Below are 16,779 nucleotides of genomic sequence, written 5' to 3'. Positions count from 1 at the left end.
TATATATGGACCAGAAATAAATTTAGAAGAAGATGACTATTCCCCAGGCGCAGCATTATATTTTTTAGGTAATGGACGGAAAACCAAAAATAAATGGAATTGCAAAGGAATATACATACCCACAGATGTTCAAGCTGTTGCTTTAACTGCCAGCGGAGAAAGCCAAGAATTAACTGGAGGCGTTGTTATCAAAGTTCCTAATGGTACTAAATTAGTGTTGAAAACTAATTCAGATACAGGTGGCATTGAATTTAATCAATTGGGAACAGAAATTATCAAACCTGGTGAAAATAACTGGTTTATCCCTAATATTTCCCAAGCAATTGTAGATACAAGAGTTACTAACGCACCCGCTAAAAAGGCTTAATAGTCATCAGTTATTGTCAGTAGTCAGTAGTTCAACTTCCAAACTACTGCACTCCTGATTTCTTCAAAGTTTACTTAACTGTTTTATCTACAAAGCAGAGTAATCTCAGTTTATATGCTGCTCGCTATTAATAGTGAGAACTCTATGGAAATTAGGTCTGATAATTAGACTGACACCAATCGCCCAAGCTAACGCAACCATCCAACCAGCAAGAATATCGCTGGGAAAATGAACCCCCCAATATAGACGCGTCCAAGCAATAAGCAAAAGGTACAAACTACCAAGAGTCAGCACTAGCCAGCGCCAAGGACGATACCAAGTGAAAACTACTAAAATCACTACTAATGTCATACTTGTCATTGCGTGACCACTAGGAAAACTATAATCAAATTCAGGCGCTTTTGATACCCATAACTGCGGACGTACCCGGTGCATCAATTCTTTAGCAATACGGTTGATGATTAGGCTTCCCAATGCTGTGATAAGTATATAAGTTAGTCTTCTCCATCTGCGTTTGCGTAATAATATGATAGAGACTGCACTTAAAACAGGTAAAGCAGTCCAGAATGATCCCCACTTAGTTAGTACGACAGCGATAATATCTAGTCGGGGATTAGCTGTAGAATGAATAGCCATCAAAATTGGCACATCCCAAATAAAACCGCCTTTATTTTGCCAAATTCTCACCGCCAGGATTTCTACAACCTGCAAAGGTAAATACACACCCATCAATATCAGCAGTAAAAAACGCCAACGGGAAAACAGGAAATTTTTTACAAAACCAATCTTTGCTTTATTCATAAATACAAGCCTGATTTATATAATGTCTGGTTGCAGAATTTGACACAAAGAAAGCGGGATTTTTTAAGCACAAATTAGACGGAAATTATATTAAACCATTTTATAGTCAAGGTCAACTTTTACAAATCACTAGCAAAACCCACCACCAAATCTGAATATGGACTACTTATTACTACCAGTTTTTAGCTTTGTCATTGGCATCATCGTTGGTTTAACATGAATAGGGGGTGCATCTCTCATCACTCCCATGTTAATTTTTGTCTTTCAAGTACCACCTTCTATTGCTATCAGTTCTGATGTTGTAGCAGCCACATTAATGAAAGTAGTCGGTGGTGTAAAACATTGGCAACAAAAAACCCTGGATTTAGAAGTAGTCAAATGGTTAGCAATGGGTAGCGTTTCTGGCTCACTACTGGGTGTAGGAGTTTTACATCACCTGAGAAGCAGTGGAGAACAAAACATAGACAGTCTCTTATTGCGGTTATTGGGAATCATGATTTTGATAGTGACATTGACAGCATTAATCCAAATGTTGTTAATGACATTTTTTTCCAAAGTCGATTTACCAGAACTACCTCAATTAAATCTCAAAACTAAACAAGGACGTTTTCTTACTGTAGTTATTGGCGCAGTTTTGGGGAATTTTATTTAACTGTACTAAAGGTGTACTACCCACTAACTCAGTAATATCTTTTGCTATTCGCATTACCATACCTCTTGATGACTAAATGTAATACATGGGACTCTTTTGGGCGCGGATTTCTCTTTCCCGGCACAAATCTTGGAGTGTATAGCCACGCAGCACCTCAATTGAAGCGGTGTTAGCTTGTTCCCAAATTTCCAAAACCAAAGTTTTTTCTATAGTCGGAGTCTCAGAGTTTTCTTTCTCTTTGCGCTCCCCTTCTACCAAAGTGACTATTTCTAGCAAAGTAATCTGCCAAGGATCACGCAGTAAAAGGAAACCACCTTTTGAACCACGCTGACTCTGCACCAAACCCGCACGTCGCAGGTTAGTGAGAATCTGTTCCAGATAACGCTCTGGTATCGGTTGCTTGGCAGCAATCTCGTTCATAGTCAGAAGGACTATCATAACTCTATCGATTTACCGGTGTTTATAACCATAATTCTCAAAATTCCTTTATATTTCGGAGGAAATATCTCAGAAGTTCAACAAATAAGGGATTTGTATAGCTTTTTAGAGGCAAAATAATATATACTACGGCTAGTACATCGGAAATTAGTAATATAGCCGCTGATGTCATTATACACAGGACTTAGACAAACATCTACTTATAGCGATCGCCAACATTTCACCCGGCGATCGCTATTACCAATTAAAAAAAATGCCCTCTGGCAAATAGAAAGCGGCTTTGTGTTGACTTACACTTATTTGGAAGATGGAACTACAGTAGCTTTAGGCTTATGGGGTCCAGGTGATGTAGTGGGTGAACTTCTATCAAAGATGAAACCCTATCAAATGGAATGTTTAACCACAGTAGAAGCGACCATTTTACCTGTGGATGATTGGCATCAACTCACAGAAACTTTACTACATCACATCCAGCAAGCGGAAGAATTAATGCTGATTCGTAGCCATAAAAAAGTAGAAACCATGCTGATGCAACTATTAGCATGGTTATCAAAAAAATTCGGCTCACAAGTAGAACAAGGACGGTTAATAGATATGCGTCTAACACATGAAGATTTAGCAGCACTGATAACTTCTACCCGTGTAACTATCACTCGTTTGCTGGGACAATTAGAACAAGAGGGATTGATTGATAGACTTTCTTTGAATCGGATTGTGGTGCGACAAGAAGATATTTGGTATTACGAAATTTGATTTCCAGTTCTTTCTCAATCAAAGTCCCAAATCTACAGCAATACGATGAGCGCAAGCAAACCCAGAAAACGCCACAGCATTTAAACCCTGACCAGGAAATGTGCTATCTCCCACACAATAAAGGTTAGGGATAGCTGTGCGGTTAAAACGCATTCCCAACAACCCCCACAACTTACGTCTGGGTATGGGTCCATAAGTTCCATCTATGCGTCCTAAAAAACGACGATGGGTAAGAGGTGTCCCTACTTCCATATAATCCAAAGCTGCATCTAAACCGGGAAAAATTCGCTCTAATCTTTGAATAATTTCTGCTGCTGCTTGCTCTTTTTTTTCTGCATATTCACTGGGAGAAAGTCCCCGCCAATTATTAATCCAATCCGGTGTAAAAGCATGAATAATGTGATATCCTGTTGGTGCTAAGTCTGGATCTAGCAATGTGGGAATAGAAACAAAAATTGTTCCTCTCGCTAACTCCATCTGCTGCCAATCTTCCAACAAAATATGATGGCATTCTGTAATATTAGTTAAAACCGAAGCTTTCACCCCTAGATGCAAACTCAAGAAACTTGGTGATTTTTTGTATTTCTGTTGCCAATTTTTCTCATTAACTGGGATTTTATCTGCTGGTAACAATTTTTCAAAGGTATCCCATTTTGTGGCGTTGGATACAACTCGTTTACCATAATAAACTTTACCGTTAGCTAATTGTACACCAATAGCTCGTCCTTGTTCTATAAGAATTTTTGTCACTCTAGCCTGGTATTGAATTTGACCGCCAATTTTTTCTAAACCCTCAGCTAGTTTTTGGGCAATTTTTCCTACTCCACCTTTAGGGTAGTTCACTCCTCCATAATGTCGATCAGAAAAAACCATTCCTGCATTAATCATTGGTGTCATTTCTGCGGGGACGACAGACCAGCAATAACACTCAATATCAATAAACTTTAATAATAACGGATCTTTAATATAGCGTCGTGCCACATCTCCGACATTTTGGGGTAAATATTTAGCTAAACCTAGACAAGCTAAAGGATGCTGAAGAAAATTCCGCAGTAAATATCCTGGCTCTTCTAATGATAATAATTCTATGCTATTTAAATAATTAAAAACTTTTTGACATTCGTTATAAAAACCACGAATTCCTTTTTCTTCATGGGGAAAATAAGCAATCAGATTTTGTAAAAATTTTTCATAATTGCGGTCAACCTTCAAATCTAACCCATCAGGTAGATGATAATGTATCTGTATTGGATCTGTAATTGATTCAATGTGAAAATTTACAGCTTCTAAAGCGCGGGTGAGTAAGTTGGTTGTACCCTTATCTCCCAAACCAAAAATCATGGATGCACCAACATCAAATGTATATCCTTGGTGTTGAAAATAACCAGCACTACCACCGGGAATCAGGTAACGCTCTAGGACTAAAACTTTAGCTCCTTTTGCTGCTAACTGGGTAGCTGTGACTAAACCACCGATACCAGAACCAATGACAATAACATCAAACATAACTCTGAATTTGTAATTTTTAATTGTTAATTTATTTTATACAAAAAAAGAGGGACAAGCCTGCTACCGCTGGCCAATCCCGTCTGCCGATCCTTTAAAGAGAGGAGAACACTGTAAAATAATATAACCTTAATTAAGAATATATGTCAACTACTAATGAAAATATTTTGCAATAAATCTAAAATAATGGACTCGATTAACTCAGCAAACAGATCCCCGAATTCTCTAAAAAGTCTTGGATCTGAGTCTCTATGACCAATCCACACACCTAAAAGAGTATGATGGTTGTTCAAGTTCCTATATAATGACAGGCTGCCTTTTTTCTAGCCATGACACAACAATTGCTTGTTTATGTCCCACCCCATCCCCTAATCAAGCACTGGCTGGCAGTAGCTCGTGATGCGGCTACGCCGTCGGTATTATTTCGTTCTGCTATCACTGAGTTGGGACGATGGCTAACTTATGAAGCGGCCAGAGAGTGGTTGCCGACACAAGAAACCATAGTAAAGACTCCCTTAGCGCCCTGTGCTGCAACGTTTATTGATCCACAAGTACCTGTGGCAGTTGTGCCAATTCTGCGGGCTGGGTTAGGCTTATTAGAGGGAGCGCAAACGCTGCTACCATTAGCGAAAATTTACCATTTGGGTTTGGTGCGAAACGAGGAAACCTTAGAACCCTCTTGTTATTTGAATAAACTGCCAGAGAAATTCGACCCAGAAACCAGGGTGTTAATTACCGATCCGATGTTGGCTACAGGAGGTTCTATAATGGCAGCAATGGCAGAATTGACACAAAGAGGTGTTGATCCGGCATTTACACGAATTGTTTGTGTGGTAGCTGCACCACCAGCTTTGCAAAAGTTGAATGCTGCTTATCCCAGCTTAACAATTTACAGTGCCACTATTGATGAAACAGTTAACGGTAATGGGTTTATTGTACCAGGCTTGGGAGATGCAGGCGATCGCATCTTTGGGACTTAACTAAAAAAGTTGCTTTCTTTGTTCAAGGCGGTGAAAATATGAGTCAGAAAGATGGTTTTGCCAGTGGTTTTTTGCTTGGGACTATTGTTGGCGGTGTAGTTGGTGGAGTTTTGGGTGCTGTCCTGGCATCTCGACGGGATGCTGTTGGAGATGAAGAGACAGAACTCAATAATGGTTCTATTGAAGGAAATAAAAGCGCAGCCAGAAGAAGACAGATGAGAGCCGCAGGTGGTGATGGTTTAGAAATGGAAACTGCGAGGCGCTCCCTTGAAGATAAAATTGCCCAACTCAATGCCACAATTGATGATGTGAGAAATCAGTTAGGGAATGTCAATAGCAGTTCATCCCCACCAGATGAGCGTTCTATTTCTCAGGATTCTTAAACAGGGGCTGCTTCATAGCGAAAACCCTATTTTCGTAGATGTAGCTGCTATTTGCAGACGCGATGACATTAGCTCCAGTAAAATCAATAAATAAGACTGCTTTTAACTTTTAGTAGAAAACCAACCCATCCATGAATTTACTGATTACCACACTGGCAACCTTTGTCCAATTTTATAGCTATATCCTACTTTTTCGGGTTTTATTAACCTGGTTTCCCCAAATCAACTGGTCTAATCAGCCATTTGCAGCCTTGAGCCAGATTAGTGACCCCTATCTCAATCTATTTCGTTCTATTATCCCCCCATTGGGTGGTATGGATTTTTCGCCCATCTTAGCCTTCCTGGCACTCAATGTTGCTGGCAGTTTTCTGGCAGGTTTGAGTCGTTTACCATTAGGACAAGGATTCTAACTGGGATTTCCACTAATTTACGTAATTCCCCGGTTTTTCACAAGCCGGGGATGTATATAAAAATTCAGAAGCGGGAATAAAACTACAAAAAAGTACGGACGTATCCCTGACGGTACTGTAAGCATCAGCATTCGGTGTAAGGGCGAAGCATTTGGAAGATAAACCTGGTAAAAAACCGATAAATTATCGCCCGAATGCTTCGCCCCTACAATTCCTATCTTCGCACTTGAGAGCTAAAACCGGATGCTTTAAATTGCTTCAGTTGTAATGGAGTTGGCTGATTTGCAGGTACGGTAATTCTTAACTCAAAATCACTCATACCTGGTGGTACTTCAGGAATAGAACCTAGACGGGTGCGATTTTGTAAAATAGGGTTATTGTTGGCATCATAAATACGTCCAAAGATATCTGCGTCATAGACTGTTTTATAAGTTCCATTTTCAGCTTTACCTGTGACAATAAAGCAGTTAGCAGCCGCTGAACCATTACTAACAACAGTACCTTGTGCTAGTTCTGCTGGACAATCTTTGTAGGATAGGTCAGAGAGTTTAATCTGTGTGAGTGCTAAAGCCGACGGAGTAAACACCGACCAGAGAAAGCCGATAAAAAAAGAAATAAATATTAGCGTCAGTGAGCGCAACCGCATAAAATACACCTTAACTTTATTAAAAGTATAAGCAACTTTTCACCTCAGCTTACCGAAATTTATCTGTGAATTGATGGGAGAGTTGGATTTAAGTTGTAATAATTGTAAAAATAGACTCTCACTTGCTATTAGCTTATGAATCCAGATGAGATTGAAGCAGCTTTGCAAACAGCCTTTAGTCGTTGTGATGCAGCCAGCTGTCCTCTCACTGATATGCAGAAACAAATATTACTGCAAGTAGTCGAGCAAATTCAGAAAAGCTCAAATTCCAGAGTATCAGATACTGCCAATCCTTTGGATGAACTGACTTCAGAGGAGTTAGAGGCATTTTTAGAGTTTGTCAAAGCAGAAGACGAACAAAACCGGACGTGGAAGGTGCAATTGCTTAATGATTGGCTTTTAGCGCAAGATTCGGGAAAAGTGCAGTTTATCCGCCAGCGTTATGGCTTACAGTGGTTGAATCGGGTGGAAGCATACCATTTTGATAAATATTCTTATTTGGAAGAGGCGCTAAGATTAAGGATAGGCGATCGCATTGAAGTTTCTAATGCACTGTGGGAATGGATACCAGAAGATGGTTCTTATCAGCGGGAATGGTTTCCTTGTATGGTAATTAAGATTGATGAATTCCGTGATGGTAATGAGATTTTTAGCAATTGCCAGATTCGCTTTTTTAATGGTGCTGAATACGAAATTCAAGGTATTTATGAATGGAATCGTTATAATTGGCGTTGGCCGCAGACTTAAATGAAACATTAGTTTTTTTGTTAAGTAAGTACATTTTTTTTACAGCGCAGAAATTTTTAAAGTTTCAGGAACTATATTTTTCTCAAATAGGATTTTGAGAAATTTATCTAAAGATTGAGAAGTCCTTTCTTTGCTCCATACCGCAGTTGATCGAGCGTAGTATATGGGATGATCAAGAGGCATAAACACAACTTTAGGATGAGGTAATGCTTTTGCCTCTCTCGGCATTACTGCTACCCCTTGTCCAGCCGCTACAAGGGCAATCATAGAAGCATGACTATCAGCAAACAAGTTCAGATTTGGTATGAAACCAGCTTGATAACAAGTATCACAAATGCGATCATTTCGTCCCGGAAAAGTCTGTTCAGACATCCCAATAAATTTTTCAGATGCAAGTTCCATCAAATTAATCGAAGGACAAAATGCTAATAAATGGGTATCCGGTATGACAGCATCAATCACAACTTCCTTAACACATTTAACTATAAACTCTGGTTCTAAATCATCCGGTGGATTACCCATAAAAGCAATATCTATAACTTTATCTCGCAAAGCTTTCACTTGGTCACTAGGGGACATCTCCTGCAAACGTAAAGTAATGTCAGGATAGGTAATTCCAAAACAGTGTAACGCTTCACCTAAAAAACTCTCCAGGATAGTTGGGATATAGCCAATTATTAAAGGCTCATCTATATTTGTATAATTATTCTTAATAATTTGAATTGCATTATCAGCACGATTTAAAATATCCTTTGCTTGTTCGAGAAAAAATTTTCCAGCTTCAGTGAGTTTCAACCCATCCGATTGTCGGATAAAGAGGATAACACTCAGTTCATCTTCAAGATTTTTGATTTGCCGGCTTAACGCAGGTTGTGAAATATAAAGTTGGGTAGCAGCACGACTGAAATTGAGGTTTTCTGCAACCGCCACGAAATATTTTAAGTTACGTAATTCCATAATTCTGTGGGGTATGCCTAAAAGTTATAACTGCCATAATTATAAGGCATTAGACTTTAGTTATGTATTTTATTATGCTGAATTGATAGAAATATCATCTGTTGAATATAAGAACTCAACAGTGGAAATTAACAATAGGGTTACTAACCTCCATTTACCAATAACTCTTATAAATAACTAAACAATGGAAACTCCCAAACAAACCTTAAACGAATTGCGAAAAGTCTTTACCAAGATTGCCGGAGAAGACAAACAAATTGATCAGAAAGAATTTAAAAAAGGGTTAGGGCTAAAAGACGAATATTTTGCTGATAGACTCTTTTCCATATTTGATAACGATAACAGCGGTAATATTCAAATAGAAGAGTTTTTGACAACTGTAGAAAACCTGGTTTTTGCCTCTACAGAAGAGAAATTAAAATTTGCTTATCAATTACATGATATCAACGGAGATGATTCCATTGAAAAAGCAGAAATTGCTCACTTGATTACTGCCAGTTTGAATGAAAATAATCTTAGTTTTAAACCAGAACAAATTAACGATTTAGTTGATATATTGTTTCTAGAAGCTGACAGCGACAACAGCGGGGCAATTTCCTTTGCAGAATTTAAAGGATTAATTGGTAAATTTCCTGATTTAATTGAAGCGATGACAGTCAGCCCTGTTAGCTGGCTCAGACCTCATCAACAAAACTCTCCAACAGTTACTTCCCCAGAAAACAAGCGGACAAAAAAAGATTACATCAAGCATTATATTCAAAACAATTGGGTCAAAATTGCTTTTCTATCCCTCTATGTTGCTATTAATATATTTCTTTTCTTTGGGGCAGTTGAGCGATATGCAGATTTAGGCAAGAATGTATATGTTCAAATTGCCAGAGGTTGTGGGGCAACACTTAACTTCAATGGAGCGTTAATTCTCATCCCCATGATGCGGCATTTTATGACGTTACTTCGCAAAAGTAACCTGAATGACTATTTACCTATAGATGAAAGTATCGAGTTTCATAAGCTGATAGGTCAAGTCATGTTTGCCTTGGCAATTGTGCATACGTCCGCACATTTTCTTAATTACACCACATTACCTGCGCCCTTTCTCCAAAGTTTATTAGAGACAAAAGCTGGTTTATCAGGATTTTTATTACTGCTAGTTTTCACAATTATGTGGGTAACAGCGCAAGCACCTATCCGACAAGGAGGGAAATTTGCGCTTTTCTATATAGCTCACATGGGATACGGTTTGTGGTTCATTCTCGCATTAATTCATGGTCCAGTATTTTGGCAGTGGGTGTTATTCCCTGGACTGGGATTTGTGATTGAATTAGTTATCCGCTGGCGGGCAACAAAGGACGCAACAGTTGTGGTGAATGCCTCCTTACTTCCTTCTAAAGTTTTAGGTTTAGAAGTACAACGCCCAGCCTCTTTCAACTATCAACCAGGGGATTATTTATTTATTAAATGTCCCTCAATTTCCAACTTTGAATGGCATCCATTTACAATTAGCAGCGCCCCGGAAACACCAGATGTTTTATCTTTACATATCCGCGCCGCCGGGAGTTGGACTGGTAGGTTATATGAACTTTTTCGAGAGCAACGGGAAGAATGGATACGTTCAGATAGTAGTCAACCTGAGCAGGGAGTTCTGGTTTATTTAGATGGTCCCTATGGAACACCAAGTACACATATTTTTGAATCTAGATATGCCGTTTTAATTGGTGCTGGTATTGGTGTAACTCCCTTTGCTTCTATCCTGAAAAGTATTTTGTATCGCAATCAACATCATTCTTCTAATATCAATTTAGAAAAGGTACATTTTTACTGGCTAAATCGAGAACAAAAAGCCTTTGAATGGTTTGTGGAACTGTTATCAGAAATCGAAGTTCAGGACACTAACAAACTCTTTGATATCAACTTATATCTCACAGGCGCACAGCAAAAGTCAGATATGAAGTCTAGCACCTTATTTGTAGCTATGGATTTGTTGCATTCTCGGACAAAGGTTGATTTGATTACAGGTTTAAAAAGCCGGACAAAAACTGGTCGTCCAGACTGGGATAATATTTTTAGTAACTTAGCAAAACAGCACGCACCCCATAAAGTTGATGTATTTTTCTGTGGACCGCCTGGACTGTCAACACAGTTAAAGAGTCTCTGCACTAAATATGGATTTGGCTATAGAAAAGAAAACTTCTAGCTTTATATTGACGATATAAAGCTGGATGAATTGGCGATATATTCGGATACGAATTTATCATAGAAGTATATTCTACAAAACTATGCTGAATCTGAACTATTCGATATAGCGATATGCACTTGAATGAGATACATCATAAGCCCCTTACTCGCTTGCGGGGAGGGGGTTCTTGTATTTCACTCAACCAAGAACCGCTATAACAACAAGGCGATATTTAGAAAGTTATGCAATTCAAGGATTCTGTAGGGTATGCCTAAAAGTTATAAGAATCATGCTTATAAGGTATTAGACTTTGCAGACGTATCATATTAATCTAGAACCCTATAGAGTGTTGTTGTCTGTAACTAAATAAGGGGTGTGTTAATTGCTGCAAAATATTACTTTATTCAGTGTGCTTGCGATCTCTGTAGGTGCAATTCCTGGTGCGGTGAGTCGTTATTATCTAACTGAATTTTGCAAAAAAAACATAGGCACAAACTTTCCCTATGGTACTTTTATTATCAATTTAACAGGCTGTTTACTAATGGGCTTTTTCTTCACCTTATTTAAGGGAATTAAAGGTTTTCCTCCTGAGATGGATTTGTTGGTAAGAACTGGTTTTTTGGGTTCTTATACAACTTTTTCAACTTACGGATACGATACATTGACATTATGGAAAAATGGCAAACAGGGAGCTACCATTTTTTACTGGGCAGGTAGTGCAATGTTAGGGGTGGTTTGTATTGCATTAGGTCGTTATGTAGCGAAGCTAATTGTGGGCTAAAAGAAATTGATTTAAATAAAAATACCAATCAGTATTTCATTACTTAACTACTAGGGAAATTTTTGATAATGCAAAATGCTTTTATTCGCACTGTTTTAGCGATATCTTTGGGTGCTATTACCGGAGCTTTAGGACGCTACTTGATAACTGAATTAACTAAAGCAGTTATTGGTAAAGATTTTTCCTACTATGGCACGTTTTTTATTAATGTAACAGGCTGTTTTATTATTGCTTTGTTTTATACTTTAAGCGAGCAGAAGTTTAAAAGCCTTTCACCAGAAATTCGGTTAATGATTGCCACTGGTTTTTGTGGTGCTTATACCACTTTTTCATCTTACGAATTAGAGGTTTTCACTCAAATAGATAAAGGCAATACAACAGTAGCATTAATTTACTTGTTAGCTAGTATGGCAGTGGGGATGCTTGGTGTGCAATTGGGTGTAACTTTAGGTAAACTTAATTCTGAGTCTAATTAAGGTAGAAGTCTAGCTACATAAAACTGGAGGATAGAGCAGTCATTATGTATCTTTGTAAGTGACTGCTACTCTTAAATCAATGATTGCAATAAGAATGAAAATAAAAAGAGAAAATTGGTTTACATTGGCTTTTCAGCTAAGAGTAACAGTCATTTTAGCCATTTATAAAAGAGTTATTGGGTTTGGTCTTTAAGGAACAAGCTGTACAAGAAAATCAACATTACACCATTTGTATGGATGGCTAAGGAAGATTTACCACTGGTATGTCACTAGCAGATAGACGCGATCGCCGCGATGAAAAAACGAATTTACCATATTTTCAATCATGAAAACAAACAAACAAAATTGGTTTCAACTTGTTTTGCAGCTAAAAGGTTCAGTCATCTTAGCCATTTATAAAAGAGTTATTGGTTTTGCTATATTTGGTTTTGTTGTTTCTGTACTTTACTATTTCAAAATACCTATATCTCAACCTGTTTTAGGAAGTGTTATTCCGAGTATTGTCTTAGGTTTATTACTGGTTTTCCGCACTAATACCGCTTATGACAGGTTTTGGGAAGGTCGTAGATTATGGGGAAATTTAGCCAATGATGCCCGTAACATGACTTGGCAAATTGGAGTAATAATCAACGAAATTGAACCAAAAGATAGAGCCGACAAAATTGCAGTAATGCACCTCGTAGCTGCTTTCATGGTGGCTTGTAAATTGCATCTAAGGTCAGAACCTATAAATAGCGAATTAGAAGAATTAATGTCTCAATCTCAGTGTTTACAATTACAGACAATCAGCAATAAACCAATACAAATTGTCTCTTGGATCGGCAATTATATACAACAGCAGTATAAACGAGGTAACGAAGTCTTATTTGCAGGTCATGTATTGTATTTCCAAGGTAGTATGAGGAGTATGATAGAGTCTTTAGGACACTGCGAACGCATTTTAACAACTCCCCTCCCTCTAGCTTATTTCATTCATCTAAAGCAACTCTTATTGATTTACTGCCTATTATTGCCTTTTCAGTTAGTTAAAGATTTGGGATGGGCAACAGGCTTGGTGGTTGGTTTGATTAGTTTTACATTACTTGGTATTGAAGAAATTGGGATAGAAATAGAAAATCCCTTTGGTTACGATACCAATGACTTACCCCTTGATGCTATTTGCGATCTGACCAAATATGAAATTGAAGAGTTCATCAAGAGTAATCCTAGTTTTCAATCTAATTCAGATCAGATGTATTAAAAATATAATTTTGTTTGATGATATGTCGTGTTAATCCGGGCAAATTTTTTAACCTATTTGTAAATTAGGAAAAAATCAATATGAAATTAGATAAGTTTACTCTCGCACAAAATATGGCTTTCCTGATATCTATTCCCCCGGAAAGCAATCTTGCTAAATTACTGGCTTTTTGTTTGGCTACAAAAGCCAAGGGAAATACAACAGGAACAAAAATATTGGAGATGACTTATGAGTTAATGGAAAATCCATCGAAATTACCTTATTGGACTCAAGACATTATGGGACAGGATTTAGATTACACGACTGAAGAATGGAAAGCATTGGGAGAAATGGGGATTAAGGATGCTAATGATTTTATGAATACTCTCTGGCAGGAATTAGAAAGTTTGAATTTGTAATTGCCTTTTTTAAAATGACAGGGATTTGAATATTTAATAAATTCTGTCAACAGCATTGCTCATATCTATAAATCATCGAAATTCCTGTCTATAACTTTTAAAAAAAATTATTCTTTGAACTCACAGAAAAAATATGTCTTCAAATGTTGAACTTTTAGAACGAAGCTTTGATAAAATCAAACCCCGCGCTAATGAATTTGCAGCCAGTTTCTACGAAAATCTTTTTCAAGCTCACCCAGAGGTAAAGCCATTATTTGCTAATACCGATATGGGAAACCAAGAGAAAAAACTGTTAAATTCTCTGGTTTTGGTAGTAGAAAATCTCCGCAACCCAGAAGCTTTAGTACCAGTTCTCAATGCTTTAGGAGGTAGACACGTCGGCTATGGAGCTATTCCTAAATATTATGGTCCAGTGGTAGAAGCACTGCTATTGACCTTTGAGCAGTATCTGGTGGAAGATTGGACTCCTGAAGTCAAAAAAGCTTGGTTAGATGCTTTTACGGCTATTACCAGTTTGATGTTAAAAGGTGCAGGTTTAGATAATGCACCAATAACAAATAAATCAGAGATAACAAATAAGTCAGAACAACAAACAGCACAAACAATTACAAAACCTATTGAGCCAAAAATAGAGGAAATTCCACAAGTAGAACTAGCCGAGCCAATATTAACAGAAATACCAAAAGCAGAATCTTCAGAGTTACTTGTAGAAATATTAGTAAACAGCTTTGAAAAAGTTAAACCTCACGCTGATGAATTTGCAGCCAGTTTTTACGAGAATCTTTTTCAACTTTACCCAGAAGTGAAACCACTGTTTACTAAAACGGAGATGAAAACCCAAGGGAAAAAATTGATCAATTCTCTGGTTTTGGTAGTAGAAAATCTCCGCAACCCAGAAGCTTTATCTCCAGTTCTCAACGCTCTAGGTGCTAGACATATTGGCTATGGAGCTACACCTAAATATTATAAACCAGTAGGTGAAGCCCTTTTGGTGACGTTTGAGCAGTATCTTGGTGAAGATTGGACTCCTGAAGTTAAAAAAGCTTGGTTAAATGCTTATAGAGCTATTACTGCTTTGATGTTAAAAGGTGCAAGTCAACAATCTTCACCGCAAGTAGTTGATAAACCTACTATTTTACCAAAACCTATCCCAACCGAAAACCCTGCAACTTTAGCAAAGTCTACAACTTTAAAAACCGAAATTTCCCAAGAATCTCAACTATTGCAGTCTACATTAGAACAAGATAAAAAATCTCTGATATCGGTTCAGTTAGATGGTGATGTTTTCAAAGAAATTATCAATAACTTTACCGCTAATTATCAGAAGTTTCAGACCAAAATATCTGAACAGCCATTCAGTGAAGTCCTCAAACAAATTCCTAGAAAACTTATTGATACTTTCTGGTCAGCACCAACATGGTTGGTTGTTATAGTTTCAACAGTAATTTTTACGGTATTTGTGGTCATTGCTGATGATAATTCGTTACTAGCAGATGCTTTAGGCTCTGCTGACAGTATTAGTCTAGTTATTGCCTTAGTTCTCTTCATTAAAGAAGCTCCAGACCGCAGAAAACAATTTCATTATCAAGCCTGGAGTACGATTGATGCGGCAAAGGATGTTAAAGTTAGTTATGCCAGAGTTTTGGCATTACAAGATTTGAATAAGGATGGAGTTTCTTTAAGAGGTTTAGATTCTCCTGGTGCGGAGTTAGTAGATATTAATCTCTCTCATGCCAATCTTAGTAAAGCTAATTTGATGGAATGTGACTTGAGTAATGCTAATTTGAGCTATGCCAATTTAGATAATGCTAATCTCAGTCAGACTAAACTTAGTGGTGCAAATTTAAGTCATGTAAAACTGGGTTTTGCTTGCTTGACTAAGGCTAATCTTAATAGTGCCAATCTCAGTTATGCTAATTTGATTTGTGTAAACTTGAGTCATGCTAACTTGAATGGTGCAGATTTGAGAAATGCTAGTTTGAGTGGTGCTAATTTAGAGGGTGCTTACCTCACTGGTGCAAATCTCAAAAATGCTAAAGTCAGCGATTATGAATTGAGTAGTGCTTTCCTCGAAGGTGCAATTATGCCTGATGGTTCAAAATATAAATCATCAGTTAGCGATCGCTCTTAGTCTGCTTATTAAAGCGAGTATAGTTCATCGATTGACCTTATCTCACCAATTGCATGGCATCATTAAAAAACTGCCGACATAAACCCTTAGTAACTAAAATTGTCGTCAACAAATTAACTACAGCTACCATAAAAATAATTAAAATTTCATAGGAAACCGCTTCCAACGCAGAGACACCAGCTAATAATTGTCCACTGGTAAAAGTCGGTATTATCACCATTCCAATTAGCATCATTTGGTTCAAAGTAGGCAGAAATGCGGCTTTAATTGCATCTTTGCGGTATGGACTTACTGCTTGTTGGGGAGTTGCGCCTAAACTGAGGTGAGTTTCTATTTCCGTGGGAAATTGATTAATAGCACTCACAAGTCTTTCCCCTGCTACTGCGGCAGCGTTCATGGCATTAGCAAGCAATATACCACCTAAAGGAATTAAATAACGTGGTTCATCCCATCTATCGGGTTGGATAATCAAAAAGTTGGTATAAAGCAACGTTAAAGACGTACTAGCGAAAATTGCTACCCAGACTAAAGGCAGTACCAGAGGAATTTTTTGGCTGATGCGATTTCGTGCGACAATCGCCGTAATTGTGAGAATGATTGTTAAAATTCCCACAACAGCCCAAACATTGTCAACAGCAAAAATGAAGTCTAAAACGTATCCTAATACTATAAGTTGGAGGATGGTTCTACCGGTGGCTAATGCTAAGTTTAACTCTAGTCCTAATTTTTCCCAAGCAGATAAACCAATAGCGATCGCCATTAAAGCCACAGCTAAAACCAAATCTACAACATCCAGTTTAATCAAATCTGGCATTTTCTTCTTTAACTCCTGGAATTATTTACCTAAAACAGCCTACACGCCAATAATTCAAAATTGAAAATTTCATTAGCAAACATCACCCTTAAAAGTGTATCTTTTGTATCTATCAATAAAATA

The 16,779-nt window shown here is 37.7% G+C and carries 16 protein-coding genes and 3 pseudogenes; 13 read left to right on the top strand and 6 right to left on the bottom strand.

Going from position 1 to position 16,779, the window contains the following annotated elements; translation table 11 throughout:
• Positions 1-367 (top strand): annotated as a pseudogene (locus tag VB694_RS10580) (hypothetical protein); the annotation flags it as partial.
• Between the two features lie 105 nt (positions 368-472).
• Here the strand turns inward: VB694_RS10580 and VB694_RS10575 are convergent.
• Positions 473-1,168, bottom strand: coding sequence for a phosphatase PAP2 family protein (locus VB694_RS10575; protein ID WP_323360275.1), 696 nt, complete (start codon positions 1,166-1,168; stop codon positions 473-475).
• Positions 1,169-1,415: 247 nt separating this feature from the next.
• Here VB694_RS10575 and VB694_RS10570 point away from each other — a divergent pair.
• Positions 1,416-1,808 (top strand): annotated as a pseudogene (locus VB694_RS10570) (TSUP family transporter); the annotation flags it as partial.
• 84 nt (positions 1,809-1,892) lie between these two features.
• Here VB694_RS10570 and VB694_RS10565 read toward each other — a convergent pair.
• Positions 1,893-2,252 (bottom strand): annotated as a pseudogene (locus tag VB694_RS10565) (RrF2 family transcriptional regulator); the annotation flags it as partial.
• Between the two features lie 171 nt (positions 2,253-2,423).
• Between VB694_RS10565 and VB694_RS10560 the strand changes: the two are divergent.
• Entirely contained in the window at positions 2,424-3,011 is a 588-nt protein-coding gene (locus VB694_RS10560; protein WP_323360274.1) for a Crp/Fnr family transcriptional regulator, read from the top strand.
• A gap of 18 nt (positions 3,012-3,029) precedes the next feature.
• On the opposite strand, the gene crtH is transcribed toward VB694_RS10560, so the two are convergent.
• Positions 3,030-4,517 carry a carotenoid isomerase gene (crtH, locus tag VB694_RS10555; RefSeq protein ID WP_323360273.1) on the bottom strand — a complete coding sequence of 496 codons (1,488 nt, stop codon included), beginning with the start codon at positions 4,515-4,517 and terminating at the stop codon, positions 3,030-3,032.
• A 329-nt stretch (positions 4,518-4,846) separates the two neighbouring features.
• On the opposite strand from crtH, the gene upp reads away from it, so the two are divergent.
• The 3 genes from upp to VB694_RS10540 all read left to right on the top strand — a co-directional run bounded on the left by upp (position 4,847) and on the right by VB694_RS10540 (position 6,290).
• Complete coding sequence (gene upp / locus VB694_RS10550; RefSeq protein WP_323360272.1) at positions 4,847-5,497, top strand: uracil phosphoribosyltransferase; 651 nt, start codon at positions 4,847-4,849, stop codon at positions 5,495-5,497.
• A 38-nt stretch (positions 5,498-5,535) separates the two neighbouring features.
• Positions 5,536-5,880: a hypothetical protein gene (locus VB694_RS10545; protein ID WP_323360271.1), complete on the top strand. Its 345-nt coding sequence runs from the start codon at positions 5,536-5,538 to the stop codon at positions 5,878-5,880.
• 131 nt (positions 5,881-6,011) lie between these two features.
• Positions 6,012-6,290 (top strand): YggT family protein, encoded by a 279-nt coding sequence (locus tag VB694_RS10540; RefSeq protein ID WP_323360270.1) that lies wholly within the window; start codon positions 6,012-6,014, stop codon positions 6,288-6,290.
• A 214-nt stretch (positions 6,291-6,504) separates the two neighbouring features.
• Here the strand turns inward: VB694_RS10540 and VB694_RS10535 are convergent, their stop codons facing one another.
• Entirely contained in the window at positions 6,505-6,936 is a 432-nt protein-coding gene (locus VB694_RS10535; protein WP_323360269.1) for a biotin carboxylase, read from the bottom strand.
• 135 nt (positions 6,937-7,071) lie between these two features.
• Between VB694_RS10535 and VB694_RS10530 the strand changes: the two genes are divergently transcribed.
• A complete protein-coding gene (locus VB694_RS10530; protein ID WP_323360268.1) occupies positions 7,072-7,683 on the top strand; it encodes a hypothetical protein in 612 nt (203 codons plus the stop codon).
• Between the two features lie 39 nt (positions 7,684-7,722).
• Here VB694_RS10530 and VB694_RS10525 read toward each other — a convergent pair whose 3' ends face one another.
• Positions 7,723-8,640: a LysR substrate-binding domain-containing protein gene (locus tag VB694_RS10525; RefSeq protein WP_323360267.1), complete on the bottom strand. Its 918-nt coding sequence runs from the start codon at positions 8,638-8,640 to the stop codon at positions 7,723-7,725.
• 184 nt (positions 8,641-8,824) lie between these two features.
• On the opposite strand from VB694_RS10525, the gene VB694_RS10520 reads away from it, so the two are divergent.
• From VB694_RS10520 to VB694_RS10495, 6 genes are all read left to right on the top strand, one after another.
• A complete protein-coding gene (locus tag VB694_RS10520; protein ID WP_323360266.1) occupies positions 8,825-10,834 on the top strand; it encodes an EF-hand domain-containing protein in 2,010 nt (669 codons plus the stop codon).
• Positions 10,835-11,198: 364 nt separating this feature from the next.
• Positions 11,199-11,597: a fluoride efflux transporter CrcB gene (crcB, locus tag VB694_RS10515; RefSeq protein ID WP_323360265.1), complete on the top strand. Its 399-nt coding sequence runs from the start codon at positions 11,199-11,201 to the stop codon at positions 11,595-11,597.
• A 68-nt stretch (positions 11,598-11,665) separates the two neighbouring features.
• Complete coding sequence (gene crcB / locus VB694_RS10510) at positions 11,666-12,073, top strand: fluoride efflux transporter CrcB (protein WP_323360264.1); 408 nt, start codon at positions 11,666-11,668, stop codon at positions 12,071-12,073.
• Positions 12,074-12,398: 325 nt separating this feature from the next.
• Complete coding sequence (locus VB694_RS10505) at positions 12,399-13,313, top strand: bestrophin family protein (RefSeq protein WP_323360263.1); 915 nt, start codon at positions 12,399-12,401, stop codon at positions 13,311-13,313.
• Positions 13,314-13,393: 80 nt separating this feature from the next.
• Positions 13,394-13,711, top strand: coding sequence for a hypothetical protein (locus VB694_RS10500; RefSeq protein WP_323360262.1), 318 nt, complete (start codon positions 13,394-13,396; stop codon positions 13,709-13,711).
• Between the two features lie 133 nt (positions 13,712-13,844).
• A complete protein-coding gene (locus VB694_RS10495) occupies positions 13,845-15,842 on the top strand; it encodes a globin domain-containing protein (protein WP_323360261.1) in 1,998 nt (665 codons plus the stop codon).
• 37 nt (positions 15,843-15,879) lie between these two features.
• Here VB694_RS10495 and VB694_RS10490 read toward each other — a convergent pair whose 3' ends face one another.
• Positions 15,880-16,656, bottom strand: coding sequence for an ABC transporter permease (locus VB694_RS10490; RefSeq protein ID WP_323360260.1), 777 nt, complete (start codon positions 16,654-16,656; stop codon positions 15,880-15,882).
• Between the last annotated feature and the right edge of the window lie 123 nt (positions 16,657-16,779).

Origin of the sequence: Anabaena sp. UHCC 0451 (assembly GCF_034931405.1) — a bacterium.
GTDB lineage: Bacteria > Cyanobacteriota > Cyanobacteriia > Cyanobacteriales > Nostocaceae > RDYJ01.
This window is presented reverse-complemented; position numbering and strand designations above follow the sequence as displayed.